Source organism: Pseudomonas putida S13.1.2, assembly GCF_000498395.2.
GTDB lineage: Bacteria > Pseudomonadota > Gammaproteobacteria > Pseudomonadales > Pseudomonadaceae > Aquipseudomonas > Aquipseudomonas putida_Q.
Map to the genome: position 1 here is coordinate 934,700 of NZ_CP010979.1, position 15,699 is coordinate 950,398.

Here is a 15,699-nt window from a genome sequence, read left to right on the forward strand (position 1 = left end):
ATAGGCATGATCTCGAATCGCCAGCACCGAGAGCGGTAGTTTTCAGGAGACCTCATCCGTTGCTGGCGCAGTGCGAGACTCAAGGTCGATTTCGGTCGGCCACTGGACTTTCGGCGCCAAGCAATGCATGTGGCTCAGGCCATCGTCATCGTTCCAGTCGCGGGGTGGGTGCACGAACTTGGGCAGGGCTTCAGGGCCTTGCTGCATGAAGAGCCGGGCGATGGCCCAGTAAGCCTTGCCCTCATGCAGGGTATGAGTGAAGAAGACACGATCAATGACTTCGTCAGTCTCAGGATTACGGACTGACAGCATGACGTTTTCGATCAGGCCACCATGGCCAGGGGCGTAGATGCGGTATACCTCGGCGGTGACGTCGTCCCAGTTGTAGGCGACGGGTTGGACACCCCAGCGTTTACGGCTGAAGATGAAGATGCGGTCGAAGCGGTACTGGTAAAAATAGACTTTCCGACGCAGGCGATTGAAGCGAATGGGTTCGTCTCTGGGCAAGACAAGATCCTCCTTTATGTAAGGGATGAGGGCCCAAAGAGCTGCTGGTGGACCGAGCACTATAAATACACTCATCAACCAGTCCCGCTGCCAGCCGTATACGAATAAATCCCAGTACAAAGAAAGTGTTAATCCGGCGCAAAAACATAAACCGGGAATACCGATTAATGCTGAAAATCCGCGAAGGCTTATTGTTTTTCTCGGTAGTTCAAGGTATGTGTCGTCAAAATAATTAGGCGAGGGATTTACCGTCTCTACCCAGCAGCGATCATCTGGCTCCTCTCCCGTCGGAGGCAGGTCATAGCTCCAACCTATGGCGCGCTCCCATAACACCTTGGGCTTAAATGTCATTCATTCATTCCTCGAGAACAAACTTCAATATAGGCGTCCGGCAAATTGCGGTCAGGCCAATACATAACCAGTAGGGTGGCGGCGCTTAAGCTGTGGCTCCCAATCGTAGGTACTAGCGGCACAACTCCTGAGATTTCAAGCTGAAAAACACCGCCATCTTCACTGTGATAAGGTCTTTGATATTCATCAGTGGAAAAATCACTCACATAGTCTGGATGTCGCGGGGGTGTAAACTTAGAAAAAGAGGATGACGGGGAAAGTGGCCTTATTGGGTGCGAAAAGTAATCACCCGAGGCAATACTTTCTCCGCCAACGTAATCTGGAAACGCTCCATCACCGACACGATGTGCTATCAATTTCCAGCGATATGCGGATTTCGCTTTATTGAAACTGGGTAATACGACGAGAAACTTGAGCTGTTGCACCGTGCTCAAGCTGACCAAGCCTCCTATTTTTGGGAGTGTAGGATCCGTAGCCATACTTGACTCAAAATTTAGCCTTGCCTGCACGCCCAGCGTCGCAGCATTGAGTTCTGCGAATGCTATGTCTGAAAATTCCGGAGCGTTCCAGTGTATGGAAGGTGTTTCATTAGCAAGCCCGAAATAGCACCGACGCGCCCAGCGTTCGAGAGCATTTGATTCGTTTTTTTCTGCTCGCTTGCTCAACTCATAGGCGACTAGAGACAATGATATTGCTAAACCTAAAGGGCCAAATACGAAAGGTCTGAAAACTGCAAGCGCAAATGCTACTGTACCCGCCCCAGATGCTAACGCGGCATATTTATATTGCAGAGCAGCTTTAGTGTCGCCAATGGCTAAAGTGCGCTTTCTTGCCAAATTGGCTTGTGCCGTGTCAAAAACCCCTGCGACTGCACTCAGTACCGCACCGATTTTTATGATGGCCTCTCCAGTGATTGCAATTCCCTCAGCCCATGGTCTACGTATGGCGCTGACACTGGAGCGCATTACGAGTCCAATCACCTCAATTTGCCCGCCCAATATTCCTAATTGGGACCCATGGAACGCCAGCTTGGCTTCATGAGCCTTTGGCCCAATCTCCACTTCCGCTTTTGCCTGATTTCTGCTCAGGCTGTCATGCTGTAAATACAACCCACCTACAGCCAGCAGCAAGTCCCAACTACCTGCCACTCCGCGCAATCCGCTAAAGCCAGTCCGCACAAGCTGTGCCGCCTGCTGCGAAGTGATGCGCATGTCCTGCAACACCTTTCGTGCATTCGCCTCCAGGGTTCCCGCCGCGACCGAGATATCCATTAAGGCAATCTGCGCCGCGCTGCTCGCTTGGGTCACCCTCATGCTGGCTTCGTCAATCAACCGGCCACGCACGTCTTCAGCGGTACCCTCGACCCACACCGACACACTGATCATGGTGTTGGTAAACCGCGGGTCGAGCACTGCCAGGCTCATCAGCCCGTGCTGAATGATCGGCCGCACCTTGTTCCAGGCCTTGGTCGAATGAATGTCGCTGTCAGCGATGGTGCGAGGCATCCGGTCCCTAGCCTCGGCAATCGAGGCATTGGCCTTGTGCTGCAATTCGCGTAGATGAGCACTCTGCAGGGCGTAGTACTCGCCCAGCTTCATCTTCACTTCCAGCTCGATGAGGTGCACGCCGTTGTAAAGGAACTGGGTTGCACTGTTCAGGTGCCGCACGGCGGTCTGAATACCAGGTGGCAAATTGGGCGCCAGACGTTGGCTCGCCGCGTTGAGCGCGCCCTGGGTTTCGGCAATGGCCTGCTTCAAGGTATTGCGCATGCGCAAGCCGGCATCGTCGCTCGCAATGATCTTGCTCAGCATGCCGTAGAGCTTGTCGCTGTCATTCCAGTTGGTGACATCGGAAAAGCTGGGAAGCAGCCCGGCCAACAACGCACGGTCACGCATCAACAACGCGCGATAGGGAGGGCTATCAGGATCCTGTAGCCATTTCTGCCAGAGCGTTTCGGTGGTGTCGGCAGCGGGACTCACATCGGGCGCCACCGCCTCGGTAATACCGCCACCTAGGCATAAGGCCATGGTCTTGGCATACGCCACGCCAGACTCACGATGATCACCGTCGTAGTCGTACTGCTCGGCCACCTTGAACATGGGCGTGTCGAACAGCGCGGCGTAAGCACGGGCGTCCTTGTCGATGAAGCGCTGGAACTCGGCTTCCTGCTGGTCGTACTCGGCCTGGAACGCCGCTCGCTTCGGTTCGTGGTAGCGCTCTTCAAGACGCTCGTCACTTTCCAGCTGGGCTCGTTCTACCAACCGTTGACGCTCCACTGCCGGGTCGACGAACACCGGTGGCCCATCGCCGGTCATCGGTTCCAGCGACGGTACCTTCTGCGCTGCCCACTCGCGCTGCGTGGCGCGAATGGCCTGGAGGATCTGCGAGGTCTGCAACTGGTAGGCACGCATGTGGGCCTCACGCCAGACTTGGCGCTTCACCACCCAGTTCAACCGCTGATGGTTGAATTCCTGAATCAGGCCAACGGTATCGTCGAGCACCACTGCCAGCACGCCGTTCTCCAGCGTGTGCCGGTTCATCGCGTTGACCAGATAGCCGCGCATCGCAAACCGGCGCAGCCAGCGGCTGTGAAACCCATGTGCACTGTCGAACGGTGAGCAGCCGCGCTGTACGTACTCGAACACCTCCTTGTCGACCTGCAGATTGTCGGGCGTCATGGCGATGCCCAACAATTCGGGATTGTTACGCGCCTGGGTCAGGTCAACCCCCTCGAAGCGATGCGCAGGTGCCTGGCCCTTCTTGTAGGCGTTCAAAACGCTTGCCGGCCAAGGGTCGCTGGAGAAAGCCAACCAAGCGCTGCCATACCGGTCGGTATCGATGTTCAGGAAGGATGAAGGAATGTCGTGGTTTTCATTCACGCATTTTTCGGGCAGCGACGCGGGTAGGCCGTCTGAAGGTTCGTAAGGATTGAAGCGGCGCAGGTGGCCCTGTTCGCTGACTTCGTAGGCATGCCAGACCTGCTGATCGAGCAGCACATACAGGTAACCCATGCGCAAAGTGCGCAGGCCCATCTTCGCCGAGATATGCAGGCTACCCGCCACAGTCGTGATGCACTCCGGTCGTGTATCCGGCACCAGGGCGCGACGTAGCGGCAGGATCGGTAGGCCCTGGCGTTCGCAAGACATGCACTGGTCAGAAGGGAGCCCGGCTTCGGCTGCCGCAATGGCGATACGTTGGCTGATTGTCAAAAACGACCTCGCGTTGAAAGGGACTGTGATGGTCCCTGAACACTAACGAGGAATCGCTTGCCGGAGGTTCCTGGGGCGTCCTAAAACCTTGTAGGAAACGTCTCTAAATGAGCCATTGGACACTCATAAAACTGTCCACTCACAGGCCTTGGAGTCATGCGGAGGCTTGTGGGAGCGGGCGCGCCCGCGAACACCGGCAGCGCCGGTGCCATCCACCGCGTCGAATTCTTCGCGGGCATGCCCGCTCCCACAGGTGCTGCGCAGGCTTCAGGCGTTCGTAATACCTGTGGGAGCGGGCGCGCCTGCGAACACCGGCAGCGCCGGTGCCATCCACCGCGTTGCATTCTTCGCGGGTGAACCCGCTCCCACAGATTTTGCGTAAGGCTTGGCTTTATCGAGGCGGCCAACCGCCGGTTACAGCTTTTGTGCATGCTTGGGGACCAAGGCGGGCGAGGGCAGGGGCAGCATGAAGGTCAGCAACGCGCCTATCACCAACAGTACCGTGGCATAGACAATCCCGGCCGTGAAACTTTGGGTCAGGTCTTTCAACCAGCCAACCATCAGCGGGTTCAGCGCCGAACCTGTGTTGCCGAAGGCGTTGATCACCGCAATGCCAATGGCACGCGCTTGGAACGTGAGCGCCTGGTCCGGGGTAGTCCAGAATATCGACATGGCGGTGTACGACCCCGTAGCCGCCATGCAGATGCCGCACAGTTGCACCACCGGGTTACCGGCATAGGCGGCAAACATCCAGCCGGCAGCGGCCATCAGCATGGGCAGCACCAGGTGCCATTTGCGTTCCTGGCTGCGGTCGGAATGCAGCCCCCACACCACCATGCCGATGATGGTACACACCTGCGGGATCATCGCCAGAAAGCCAATGGTGCTGTTGCTGCTGTCAGCGGCACTGATGCTCTTGATGATCAGCGGCGTCCACACGGCGATCATCGCCAGCGTGTTGACCAGGCAGAAATACACCAGGCTGAACATCAGCACCGTGGGTGAGAGCATCTCGCGCAGCAGGCTGCCGGGGCCGTCTCCTGTTGTGTGGTTGGAAGTGGAGTTGTCTGCGGCCAGGGCATGCTGCAGATGTTGCTTGTCTTCGGGGCTCAGCCAGCGGGCCTGCTGCGGCGTGTCGTTCAGGTAGCCGAACACCACAAAGCCCATGATCACCGAAGGCAGGCCCTCCAGCAGAAACAGCCACTGCCACCCGTGCAAGCCCCACACGCCATCCAGGCCGAGTATCAGCCCCGAAACCGCCGAGCCGAAGCCTGCGGTAAACGGCATCGCGATCATGAACAGGGCGTTGGCGCGTGCCCGGTAGGCCGCCGGGAACCAGAACGTCAGGTACAGCAGCACACCGGGCAGAAAGCCTGCCTCCGTGATACCGACCAGAATCCGCAGCAGGTACAGGCTGCTGGCATCGGTCGCGAACAGTGTCGCGGTCGAGGCCAGCCCCCAGGCGATCATCAGGCTCCCGATCCATTTGCGCGCACCCACCCTGGCCAAGGCCATGTTGCTGGGGATACCACAGGCGATATAGGCGATGTAGAACAGCGTGGTTGCCATGCCGAACTGGGTACTGCTCAGGCCCAGGTCACCCATCATGGTCAGGCCGGCAAAGCCGATGTTGATCCGGTCGAGAAACGACAGCACAAAGCACAGGAACAGAAAGCCGAGCAGGCGCCTGGACACTTTGCGCATCACGGCTTGCTGGGGACTGCTGGCGGTTTTTATCGTTGTAATGGGGGCAGTGGTCTGATGCATGTGGGCGCCTGATTATTATTGGTTCCAGCGGCACCGGCTCCGGTGCATTGGCAAGTGCAGGTGCTACAGGTCTTGAAGCGCGCACTGGGCAAGTTCGGTGAAGGCCTGGGCATCGCCGAGCGCATGGGCGCTGAGCAGCGCCAGCTTGGTCAGGAACAGCTCGGCCTTGGCCGGTGTGGCCTGGTCCAAAGCGTCGGCCAGTACGTCGTAAACCACTTCCAGGTCTGTTGCGGTCAGGGTGTGCATGGCGCTTCCTCTCAGTGCTTGCCCAGGGCGGTGTCGATGGCGGATTGCAGTTGTGCGGCCGATACCTGCAGCCAGCGGGCGCAGATGTGCTGGTCTGGGCGCACCAAGTAAGCGCCATTGCGGGGGATGCCATACTTGGCGGCGATGCGGCCGGTGCTGTCGTCGATCAGTTGGTCTGCACCGGTGATGATGGCCTGGGCGTTTTGCGCAATCGCGATGATCTGCAAGGGCACGCCGCTGCTGCGAATGGCAGTCGCCTGCTCGACCACGTCATTTGGGATGCAGTCACTGTCGGTGAAATAGAGCAGGTAGAAGCAGGCGCCCAAGTGGTCGAACAGGTAGTCGTCTTCGGCCAGCCTGATGTTCAGCAGCGGGGCGCCGTTGCGCGGGCCGGCAGAGAAATGTTCATTGTCGTCAGTTGCACAGTTGAGCACCGAGCCCGCGTAGTCGTGTGGCCGCGAGGTGCGCCAGTGATACAGCGGGCGGACGAACGCCTGGGTCAGCGACAGCGACAACACCGCATCGCGTACCAGGCGGTAACCCGCAGTAGGTGGCGCCATGAACCGGGTGCTCTTGCCGGCCTCGCTGATGATTTCCCGCGCGGCACTGACACGTTCGCTGGAGTAGGACGGCAGCAGCTTGGGGCCTGCCAAACCCTTGAGGACGAAGGCCAGCTTCCAGACCAGGCCATGGCAATCCTGGAACCCCGTGTTAGCGCCACGCACACCAAAAATCGGCAACAGGTGCGCCGCGTCCCCGGCGAATATCACGCGCTTGTGGATGTAATTTGGCAGGGTCAGCGCGCGCGCTGAATAGACCGAGCTCCAGTCCATTTCCCACTGTGGGTCTTCAACGCCAAGCATGTGTAGCTGGGCATTGATACGTTCGCGCAGCGACTCCGGCTGCAGCGCCTGTTCCGGCGTTTCGTTTTCGGGCAGTTGGTAGTCAATTCGCCAGATATCACCCGGTTCGCGGTGCATCAATACGGTGTTGCCCGGGTTCCAGTCCGGGTCGAAATAGGCCAGGCGCTCGGTGGGCAGGCCCAGGTCGATCTTGATATCAGCAATCACGAAGCGCCCTTCGTAGGCGGTACCCTCCAGTTTCAGCGCCAGCAGGGTGCGCAAGGTCGAGCGGGCGCCGTCCGCCGCTACTACCCAGTCAGCGTCCAGCTCATAGCTACCGGCTGGGGTATCGATGCTCAGCCGGGCGAAGTCGTCATGCTGCGCCAGGCCGGTTACGCGGTTGCCCCAGCGCAGGTCTACCAACGGATCAGCCTCGGCGGCCTCGACCAGCAACTGCTCCAGGCAGGGCTGCTGCAGGTTGGTCATGGGCGCGTAGCGGTCGTCTGGGTCGTGTGGGCTTTCCATACGGAACACCCGCTGGTCGCGGTAGAACGAATTGCCACAGCTCCACGGCAGGCCAAGCTCGCAGACCCGCTCGGCGACGCCTACCTGCTGCAGGATTTCCAGCGAGCGGCGGGTGAATACGATCGCCCGGCTGCCCTCGCTCACTTGCCGTTCCGCCGCCAGTACCACGCAGGCTATACCATGACGGGCAAGGTCCAGTGCAGTGGTCAGGCCGATCGGGCCGGCGCCTACCACCACTACAGGTTTACGTTCAACGCGGGCGGCCCCGACGCTGGCCGTATGGGCGGGGAAGACTTGATAGTTGAAATAGAGGGAGCGACGCGGCTCGCTGTGGGGCTGATGCATGCGGTGCACATCCTTATTTTTGTAGCTTTTCAGGTGTGCGAGTGACTGTACTTGAGGCGACAGCCAGCGATGTCCCCTTGAGGGGACAACTGCATACCCTTTGCTGATTACGCTCGCCGAGCAGGCGCATTACAGCTGTCAGCCACGGTCCTCAAAGAGGAAAATGATCGACCAGAAGCCTCTCGCTGACCTGGTAGCGGCAAAGTCCAGTTCGGGATGAATTAATTCCTGCCCGGCCGGTCAGGTAGTGAGTCCCTTATCTGCTTTCGAGGTTCTCATGCACGCGTACACAGTTCGCTACCTGCTCAATGGCCAATCTGCCAGTCATACCTTCGAACTGAAGCAGCCCAACCTCGCCCTACACGAAGCGGCGCTTCACCTGATGGTGCTGCACTTTGGTGATGGCGAGAACAGCTTGGTCATGCCGCCCGCCGACGCCACCCCTCTGCAGATTCTCGCGCAGGCAGAGGTACTGGGTTTATCGCAAATCCAGCTGGCTTGACCGCTGCCAGTTCAAGCCGCCTGCACCCTGGCAAGCAAAAGCCGCGATCCCGGCCTTTTGCACCACCGGTCGAACACAAGGCACTCTTACCAGCCCGTTTCTCTCTGAACAACAAGCGCACCGTCGCTGCGCTGCAACCAGGAGAACGCCCATGGCAATCGACCACAATGGCCCCGACTCGCCCTACCCGGGGCCAATGGAAAATACCACCGACGCAGAGGCGGCCCACGGCTCGGGCCTTGAAGAGGCTGAGTCCGAGCCCAAACAAGGTGTCGGTGAAGCCTGGTCCGAAAAGCGCCCGGTAGACTGGGACCCACCTCCCGGCAATCCCGGTTCGGACCAGGACGGGCAGCTCGACCGGGACAACGGTACCGCAAGAACCAACGATGAGCAGGCGGGTGCAGGTGACGGAGAGGTTCCATTACCCGCAGATGATGACGGCCCGATTGAAGAGGAAATGAAAGACGTGGAGGCCAATAACTCGGTATCTGCCGAGCATCCTCAACCGCGTTGATGGCGTTTGCCTTACAGGGCCTGATGCCAAACTTCAAGGCGTCCAGGCCCTGCCATCATGGCTTGATCAGCCGCTTCTCCATGATGATCGTGCGTTCATCGCCGTGGTATTCATCACGTACTTTGCTGTACCCCAAGCGCGTGTAGAAACCCTGCGCCGTAATCGAAGAGGGCACTCGCAACCGTTGTGAGCCACGCATCAGCGCCTCGTTTTCGACTGCCAACATCAACTGCTCGCCGATTCCTGACCGCTGATATTCGGGGGCGACGAATACGCTTCTGACTACATCGTCTTCAAGGCTGGCAGTGGCCACGACCTCATCGTGATCGGCCGCAACGAAGATCAGGCGTTTCTCAAGCAGGTCAGCAATGCGCGGTTCGCTGAACGATTGCTCGACCCTGGCAATGGTCGCGGCATCGTAGTCCGCTGCGTTTGTCTGGCGCAGGGCGGCGATGATCACTCGGCTGATGCCAGCAGCATCTTCTGGTGTCGCCCTGCGGATCTGATACTTCATGGGGTTACCTCAATTCATTGATCTGGCACGGCCACTGTGGGAACGGGTTTACCCGCGAAGCAGCCTGCGCGGACTATGGCACCGGCTGCGCCGGTGTTCGCGGGCAAGCCCGCTCCCACAGGTATGGCGCCAGGCGCAGACGTTGCACCGCCCCTGTGGGAGCTGGCTTGCCTGCGATGGGCTGCGCAGCAGCCCCTCTGGCGCATCAACGCCGCCGTAATACGGTAGCCAGCCCAACGGTCAGCACTACGGCGCAAAGCATGGCCAGCCCGATGGTAACGCCAACGCCCCACGTTTCGAGCAGCCCCGCCAAAACCAGATAAAACGCGATCACCCCCACCGCCCCGATCGCATTGCCCCGTACCATCGCAACCATCCCGGCCCGCCCGCCTTGTACATGGGCGAACACCACCAGCGGCCAGGCAATCACCGGTATCGGCGCGAGCATCCCGCTGGTCGCCGGGCCCAACCAACTGGCCAGGCTGGTGATGATCATCAGCAGGCAAGTAGCAGACACCATGCGCAGCGGGATCTCCCAAAATCGCTGACGGGTGCGGCTCAAAGTGTCGGGCTTGGGCTCACGGCCGCTGGCGCGTATCAGCACGCCTATCAGCATAAGTGCCACGGCAATCGACAGGTACAGGTTGCCCCAGTGGGTAAACGCATAGGCGGCCACGCCATAGCACAGCAATGCCAGCAGAACGGCCGCGGCGGTGCCGAGCCTGCGCGTGGCCAACAGGTAGAAGGTGTAGGTGGCCTGCACCGCCGCCAGGCCGCCCAGTGCGCCGGGTATCGCGCCCAACGCGAAGGCATTGCCCTGTTCCAGGCACAGGAAGGTCATTACCAGTGCCGAGGTGATCGGCAGGCCGGACAGCAACCCACCCAGCAAACCGCCCCAGCGCCGCGAGGCGAGGGAGATGGCCCACATCAGCAGGGGGGTGACGATAAGTTTCAGGTAGAACAAGGTCATTGCGGATGTATCCAGGCTAGATGACGGGGCGCCCGCCGTCGGCATTGGGTAGGGCGCGGCTGAATCACCCGCGGCTGGCCTCCAGGGCCTGGGCCAGGTCGGCGATGATGTCGTCGCTGTGCTCGATACCGATCGACAGGCGCACCATGTCCCGCGGCACGCCGGCCTTTTCCAGCTCCTCGTCGTTGAGCTGGCGGTGGGTGGTGGAGGCGGGGTGGCAAGCCAGTGACTTGGCATCGCCGATGTTCACCAGGCGCACCACCAGTTGCAACGCATCGATGAAACGCGCACCGGCAGCCTGGCCGCCCTTGATGCCAAACGACAGGATCGACGCCGGCTTGCCGCCGGTATAGCGCTGGGCCAGTTCATGCTCGGGGTGGTCGGGCAGCCCGGCGTACTTCACCCATGCCACCTGCTCGTGGGCTTGCAGGTAATGGGCGACTTTCAGCGCGTTCTCGGTGTGGCGCTCCATGCGCAGGGCCAGTGTTTCCAGGCCTTGCAGGATCAGGAAGGCGTTGAACGGCGACAGCGCGGCGCCCATGTTACGCAACGGCACCACGCGGCAGCGGCCAATGAAGGCGGCGGGGCCGAAGGCTTCGGTGTAGGTGACACCGTGGTAGGACGGGTCGGGGGTGTTGAGCAGGGCGAAACGCTCCTTGTTGTCGGCCCAGGGGAACGTGCCGGCGTCGATGACGATGCCGCCGATGCTGGTACCGTGGCCGCCGATGTACTTGGTCAGCGAGTGCACGACGATGTCCGCGCCATGCTCGAACGGTCGGCACAGCACCGGGGTGGCCACGGTGTTATCGACGATCAGCGGCACACCGTGGCGGTGGGCGGCTTCGGCCAGTGCGGCGATATCGACGATATTGCCGGCGGGGTTGCCGATGGATTCGCAGAACACCGCCTTGGTGCGCGCATCGATCAACGCTTCGAGGGCAGCGATGTCGTCATGGGCGGCGAAGCGGGTTTGGATGCCCATGCGCGGCAGGGTGTGGGCCAGCAGGTTATAGGTGCCGCCGTACAGCTTGGCCACCGAGACAATGTTGTCGCCGGCCTCGGCGACGGTCTGGATGGCGTAGGTGATGGCCGCCATGCCCGACGCCACCGCCAGCGCGCCGACCCCGCCTTCAAGGGCTGCCATGCGCTGCTCGAGCACATCGTTGGTAGGGTTCATGATGCGCGAATAGATGTTGCCGGCCACTTTCAGGTCGAACAGGTCGGCGCCGTGCTGGGTGTCGTCGAAGGCGAAGGAGGTGGTCTGGTAGATCGGTACGGCCACTGCCTTGGTGGTCGGGTCGGGGCTGAAGCCCGCGTGGATGGCGAGAGTTTCCAGCTTCATGCAGTCGTTCCTTGAGCGTGGGGTGGAAGCGTTCGAGCATGCGGCGGTGGGGGGAGTGGGTCAAGGACGCTTTACCGAGCCATTCTCTCGCCTTCGCCACGCCGTTGTGCCTGCACCGACTGTAAAGATATGCAAAGTTTCCCCGGGCCATCATGCCGCAGCTCTAGAATCCGCCCGCTGCCCAACCGGCTACTGGCAGGCAGCAGATCTAACCCTGTGGAGCGTTCCAATGAAGTCGAAACATTTTTTCCGTGCAGCCCTGGTTGCAGTCCTGGTATCTAGCCTGTCGGGTTGCTGGATGTTCATGCCGCCGGGCGGTGGCGGCGGTCACGGTGGTGGCCACGGCGGTGGCGGTGGCGGTGGCTTCGGCGGCCATCAGGGCGGTGGCCCTCGCTGATCTGACCTCGCGATGGAACGCACTGCCTCGGCCGGGCTGCAGCAGCGCACCCGGCGCGAGCGCGCTCACCACGCTATCCGCTCGCCATCCCACCCCCAAAAACTGCCACTCTCCGACGGCCCAAGCCGCCCCACCTGATCAATCACACACTGTGCCGCAAACGCCGGCTCAAACAGCTTCCCCTCCGGCACATTCCCTTGAAATGGCCGCGACAGCTCGGTATTGGTAGTCCCCGGATGCAGCGCCAGCACTGTGGCGTTCGGGTTCAGGCGTTTCAGTTCGATGCTTGCCGTGTGCAGCAGCTGGTTCAGCGCCGCCTTGCTCGCACGATAGCTGTACCAGCCGCCCAGTCGATTGTCGCCGATCGAACCAACCCTCGCCGACAGGGCTGCAAAGGTGGCGGGCTGTTTGCGCAGCAGTGGCATCAGGTGCTTGAGCAACAGGATCGGCGCGAATGCATTGGTGACGAAGCTGGCCTGCAGGCTGGTGAGGTCCAGTTGGGCCAGCGATTTCTCGGCTTTGGTGCCCTCTTGGTGGAGGATACCGAGTGTACTGATAACCAGGTGAAGGTGCGGGCAGGCAATGCCCACCTCGTTTGCAAGCGCCGCCAGCGCCAGCTCGTCGCGCGCATCGCACTCCAGCAGTACCACGCGTTCGCCATGTGCCCGGGCAAGGGCAAGCAACCCGTCAGCGGTGCTGGCGTGCCGCGACACAGCCCAGACCCGGCTTACATCATCGCGGGCCAGCAACGCCGTACACAGTGCCAGGCCGATACCTCGGCTGGCGCCACATATCAGCACGCGGGCATTGTCAGATAATCCGGGGATCAGGCTCATAAGATGCGCCTCATGTCTCGAATGAATCTAACTCAATGGCACAGACTTTTGTAATAGGGGCCGTGCCGTTCGGATGGGCTGCGCAGCAGCCCCAACATCTCGCAGGCCACTCAGCTACTTCAAGGTGCCGGGTTCGGCTGTTGTTGGTGAATAGCCTCGATCCCCGCCAGCAGTTCGTCATCCAGCCGCAATTCCACACTGGCCAGGTTGCTGCGCAACTGCTCCAGCTTGGTAGCACCAATGATATTACTGGTCACAAACGGCTGCGCAGTCACGAACGCCAGCGCCAGCTGCGCAGGGTCGAGCCCGTGTAGGCGGGCCAGTTCCACATAGGCGCTGGCGGCCTTTTCAACCTGCGGGTTGTTGTATCGCTGGAAGCGCTCGAACAGGCTCAAGCGTGCCCCGGCCGGGCGGGCGCCGCCCAAGTACTTGCCAGACAGCACGCCAAAGGCCAGAGGCGAGTACGCCAGCAGGCCGATCTGTTCGCGCAGGGCAATTTCCGCCAGGCCCACTTCAAAGCTGCGGTTCAGCAGGCTGTAAGGGTTCTGGATCGACACCGCCCGCGGCCAGCCGCGGGTTTCAGCCAGTTGCAGAAACCGCGAGGTGCCCCAGGGCGTTTCGTTGGACAGGCCGATATGGCGGATTTTGCCGGCCTTGACCAGGTCGTCCAGCACTTCCAGGGTGTCTTCGATGGCGGTGGCTTGGTCGTCCGGCTCGTGCTTGTAGCCTAGCTGGCCGAAGCAATTGGTTTTGCGGTCTGGCCAGTGCAGTTGGTAAAGGTCCAGGTAGTCGGTTTGCAGGCGGTCCAGGCTGGCGTCCAGGGCGGCGACGATGTTCTTGCGGTCCAGCCGCGGGTTGCCGTCGCGAATGTGCTCGAGGCGGCCGGGGCCGGCGACCTTGCTGGCCAGCACCCAATCACTGCGGTCGCCATGGCGGCGGAAGTAGTTGCCAATGATGGTTTCCGTGCTGCCATAGGTGGTGCCGTTTGGCGGCACGGGGTACATCTCGGCGGTATCCAGGGTGTTGACCCCGGCATCTTTGGCCAGGCGGATTTGTTCGAAGGCTTCGGCTTCGGTGTTTTGCTCGCCCCAGGTCATGGTACCGAGGGTGATGGCGCTGACCTTGAGGTCGGTGCGCCCGAGGGTACGTTTTTGCATGGCACTTCCTTGATGAATGGTTCGGGAAAAAGGTTCCAGCCTTAGCCGCTCGCAACGGCCTGCCCAGACTCCTGCCCAAGCCGGCTGAAGATCAGCGCCGACAATACGCAAAGCAGGCTAGCCAGCGCCATGGCCAACCCGATGTCTTCAATGGCGGGCACGCCATGGCCATTGGTGTGCTGGATGAGCCCCAGCAGCAGGGCCGCGATGCACACTGCCAGGCTCATGCCCAGCTGAACCGACATGGCCGACAAGGTGCTGGCCTGGCCGGCTTGTTCGCGGCTGACGTCGGCGTAGCCAAGCGCCCCCAGAGTGCTCATCTGCAAAGAGCGCGACACGCCGCCCGAAAACAGCAGAAGCAGCGTCAGCACCATACCGGTATCGGGCCGCAACAGGGCACACAGGGCCATGCAGGCGGCACTGATGATGGCGTTGCACACCAGAATGCGGCGAAAGCCAAAGCGTCGCACCAGGCGCACCGAGATGAACTTGATGACCAAGGCGCCCGCGCCCCCGGCAAAGGTCATCAACCCGGCCTGCAAGGCGCTCAGGCCAAAGCCTACCTGGAACAGCAGCACCAGCAAAAAGGGCAGGGCAGCGCTGCCCAGCCGAAACAGCATGCCGCCCAGCAGCACGATACCGAAGGTGGGGATGCGCAGTAGCGAGAGGTCCAGCAGCGGCGTGGGGTAACGCTTGGTGTGGTGCAGGTAAAAACCGCCGAACACAATGCCAGTGGCCAGTAGCAGCGCAGGCCAGTAACCGCCAAGCAACTGCCCGTGGCCGAGTGATTCGAACGCCAGCATCAGGCTGGCCAGCGCCGCACTGCTGAGCACGAAGCCGACCTTGTCCAGTGGATGCTGCTGTTGGCCGCAGTAGTCGGGCACATGCCGTATTACCAGTACGATACCCAGCAGGCCGATGGGCAGGTTGATCAGGAATATCCAGTGCCACGACAGCGCGGTCACCAGCAGGCCGCCCAGGGGTGGGCCAAGCACGGGGCCGAGCAGCGCCGGCATGGTCAGAAACGCCATGGCACGCATCAGGTTGGCCTTGCTGGTTCCGCGCAGCAGGATGATCTGCCCGACCGGCACCATCAGTGCGCCGCTTGCACCCTGGCAAAAACGCGCCAGCGACAGTTGCAGCAGCGAGGCTGATGCGGCGCAGGCCAAGGAGCAGAGCATGAACAGGCAAATGGCGGTGATGAACACGCGCCGTGGACCGAAGCGCTCGGCCAGCCAGCCACTGATGGGGATGAAGAGGGCGGCGGCCAGCAGGTACAACGACACGATGAGGTTCATGCGCACGCTGGCTTCGCCAAAGTCAGTGGCGATTTGCGTCAGGGCTGTGAGCACGGCGGTGGAGTCGAGCAGCTCCATGAACAGGGCGCAGCCGATAATCATTGGTACCTTGCGGTCCAGCGGTGCATCGGGGGCACTGGTTGCAGGCCGGGGGGTGGCTGGCGCGTTCAGAGGACGCAACCGTTGTTGTCTGGCAGCCGGGACGTGGCGTGTGGCATGAAGGGCGGCTCCTGGGAAGATGGCGCACCTTAGCGATTATTCGACAGACCTGTGAAATACCCAGCGGTGCTATGTTAATAATTAAAATAACTGATGTTGAAATACTTTAAATATGCGTTTTGTAATAGGTTTTTCGGGGCCGCTTTGCGGCCCGTCGC

Annotated in this window: 14 protein-coding genes; 3 read left to right on the forward strand and 11 right to left on the reverse strand. The window is 60.9% G+C overall.

Translation table 11 applies throughout. The annotated features are described in order from the left end of the window. Positions 1–42: 42 nt before the first annotated feature. From N805_RS04240 to N805_RS04260, 5 genes are all read right to left on the reverse strand, one after another. On the reverse strand, positions 43–507 hold the full coding sequence (locus N805_RS04240) for a DUF6708 domain-containing protein (protein ID WP_019472609.1): 465 nt from the start codon (positions 505–507) through the stop codon (positions 43–45). A 347-nt stretch (positions 508–854) separates the two neighbouring features. Continuing rightward, entirely contained in the window at positions 855–4,067 is a 3,213-nt protein-coding gene (locus N805_RS04245; RefSeq protein WP_028613273.1) for a T6SS effector BTH_I2691 family protein, read from the reverse strand. 414 nt (positions 4,068–4,481) lie between these two features. Next, positions 4,482–5,771: an MFS transporter gene (locus tag N805_RS04250; RefSeq protein WP_155412671.1), complete on the reverse strand. Its 1,290-nt coding sequence runs from the start codon at positions 5,769–5,771 to the stop codon at positions 4,482–4,484. Positions 5,772–5,897: 126 nt separating this feature from the next. Continuing rightward, on the reverse strand, positions 5,898–6,080 hold the full coding sequence (locus tag N805_RS04255) for a hypothetical protein (RefSeq protein ID WP_028613272.1): 183 nt from the start codon (positions 6,078–6,080) through the stop codon (positions 5,898–5,900). An 11-nt stretch (positions 6,081–6,091) separates the two neighbouring features. Beyond that, a complete protein-coding gene (locus tag N805_RS04260) occupies positions 6,092–7,792 on the reverse strand; it encodes an FAD-dependent monooxygenase (RefSeq protein ID WP_028613271.1) in 1,701 nt (566 codons plus the stop codon). 277 nt (positions 7,793–8,069) lie between these two features. Between N805_RS04260 and N805_RS04265 the strand changes: the two genes are divergently transcribed. After that, the gene (locus N805_RS04265) at positions 8,070–8,294 is read left to right on the forward strand and encodes a hypothetical protein (RefSeq protein WP_028613270.1); all 225 of its coding nucleotides are present in this window, start codon (positions 8,070–8,072) and stop codon (positions 8,292–8,294) included. A gap of 151 nt (positions 8,295–8,445) precedes the next feature. Next, the gene (locus N805_RS04270) at positions 8,446–8,808 is read left to right on the forward strand and encodes a hypothetical protein (RefSeq protein WP_028613269.1); all 363 of its coding nucleotides are present in this window, start codon (positions 8,446–8,448) and stop codon (positions 8,806–8,808) included. A gap of 55 nt (positions 8,809–8,863) precedes the next feature. Here N805_RS04270 and N805_RS04275 read toward each other — a convergent pair whose 3' ends face one another. The 3 genes from N805_RS04275 to N805_RS04285 all read right to left on the reverse strand — a co-directional run bounded on the left by N805_RS04275 (position 8,864) and on the right by N805_RS04285 (position 11,634). Beyond that, positions 8,864–9,322, reverse strand: coding sequence for a GNAT family N-acetyltransferase (locus N805_RS04275; RefSeq protein ID WP_028613268.1), 459 nt, complete (start codon positions 9,320–9,322; stop codon positions 8,864–8,866). A 205-nt stretch (positions 9,323–9,527) separates the two neighbouring features. Continuing rightward, entirely contained in the window at positions 9,528–10,292 is a 765-nt protein-coding gene (locus N805_RS04280; RefSeq protein ID WP_028613267.1) for a hypothetical protein, read from the reverse strand. Between the two features lie 64 nt (positions 10,293–10,356). Continuing rightward, positions 10,357–11,634 carry a bifunctional O-acetylhomoserine aminocarboxypropyltransferase/cysteine synthase gene (locus tag N805_RS04285; protein WP_028613266.1) on the reverse strand — a complete coding sequence of 426 codons (1,278 nt, stop codon included), beginning with the start codon at positions 11,632–11,634 and terminating at the stop codon, positions 10,357–10,359. 229 nt (positions 11,635–11,863) lie between these two features. Between N805_RS04285 and N805_RS30710 the strand changes: the two genes are divergently transcribed. Further along, positions 11,864–12,031: a hypothetical protein gene (locus tag N805_RS30710; protein ID WP_165605167.1), complete on the forward strand. Its 168-nt coding sequence runs from the start codon at positions 11,864–11,866 to the stop codon at positions 12,029–12,031. A 65-nt stretch (positions 12,032–12,096) separates the two neighbouring features. On the opposite strand, the gene N805_RS04290 is transcribed toward N805_RS30710, so the two are convergent. The 3 genes from N805_RS04290 to N805_RS04300 form a co-directional block, all read right to left on the reverse strand. Continuing rightward, complete coding sequence (locus N805_RS04290; protein WP_028613265.1) at positions 12,097–12,867, reverse strand: SDR family NAD(P)-dependent oxidoreductase; 771 nt, start codon at positions 12,865–12,867, stop codon at positions 12,097–12,099. A gap of 119 nt (positions 12,868–12,986) precedes the next feature. Next, positions 12,987–14,024: an NADP(H)-dependent aldo-keto reductase gene (locus tag N805_RS04295; RefSeq protein ID WP_028613264.1), complete on the reverse strand. Its 1,038-nt coding sequence runs from the start codon at positions 14,022–14,024 to the stop codon at positions 12,987–12,989. 41 nt (positions 14,025–14,065) lie between these two features. Beyond that, positions 14,066–15,424: an MFS transporter gene (locus tag N805_RS04300; protein WP_033741966.1), complete on the reverse strand. Its 1,359-nt coding sequence runs from the start codon at positions 15,422–15,424 to the stop codon at positions 14,066–14,068. Between the last annotated feature and the right edge of the window lie 275 nt (positions 15,425–15,699).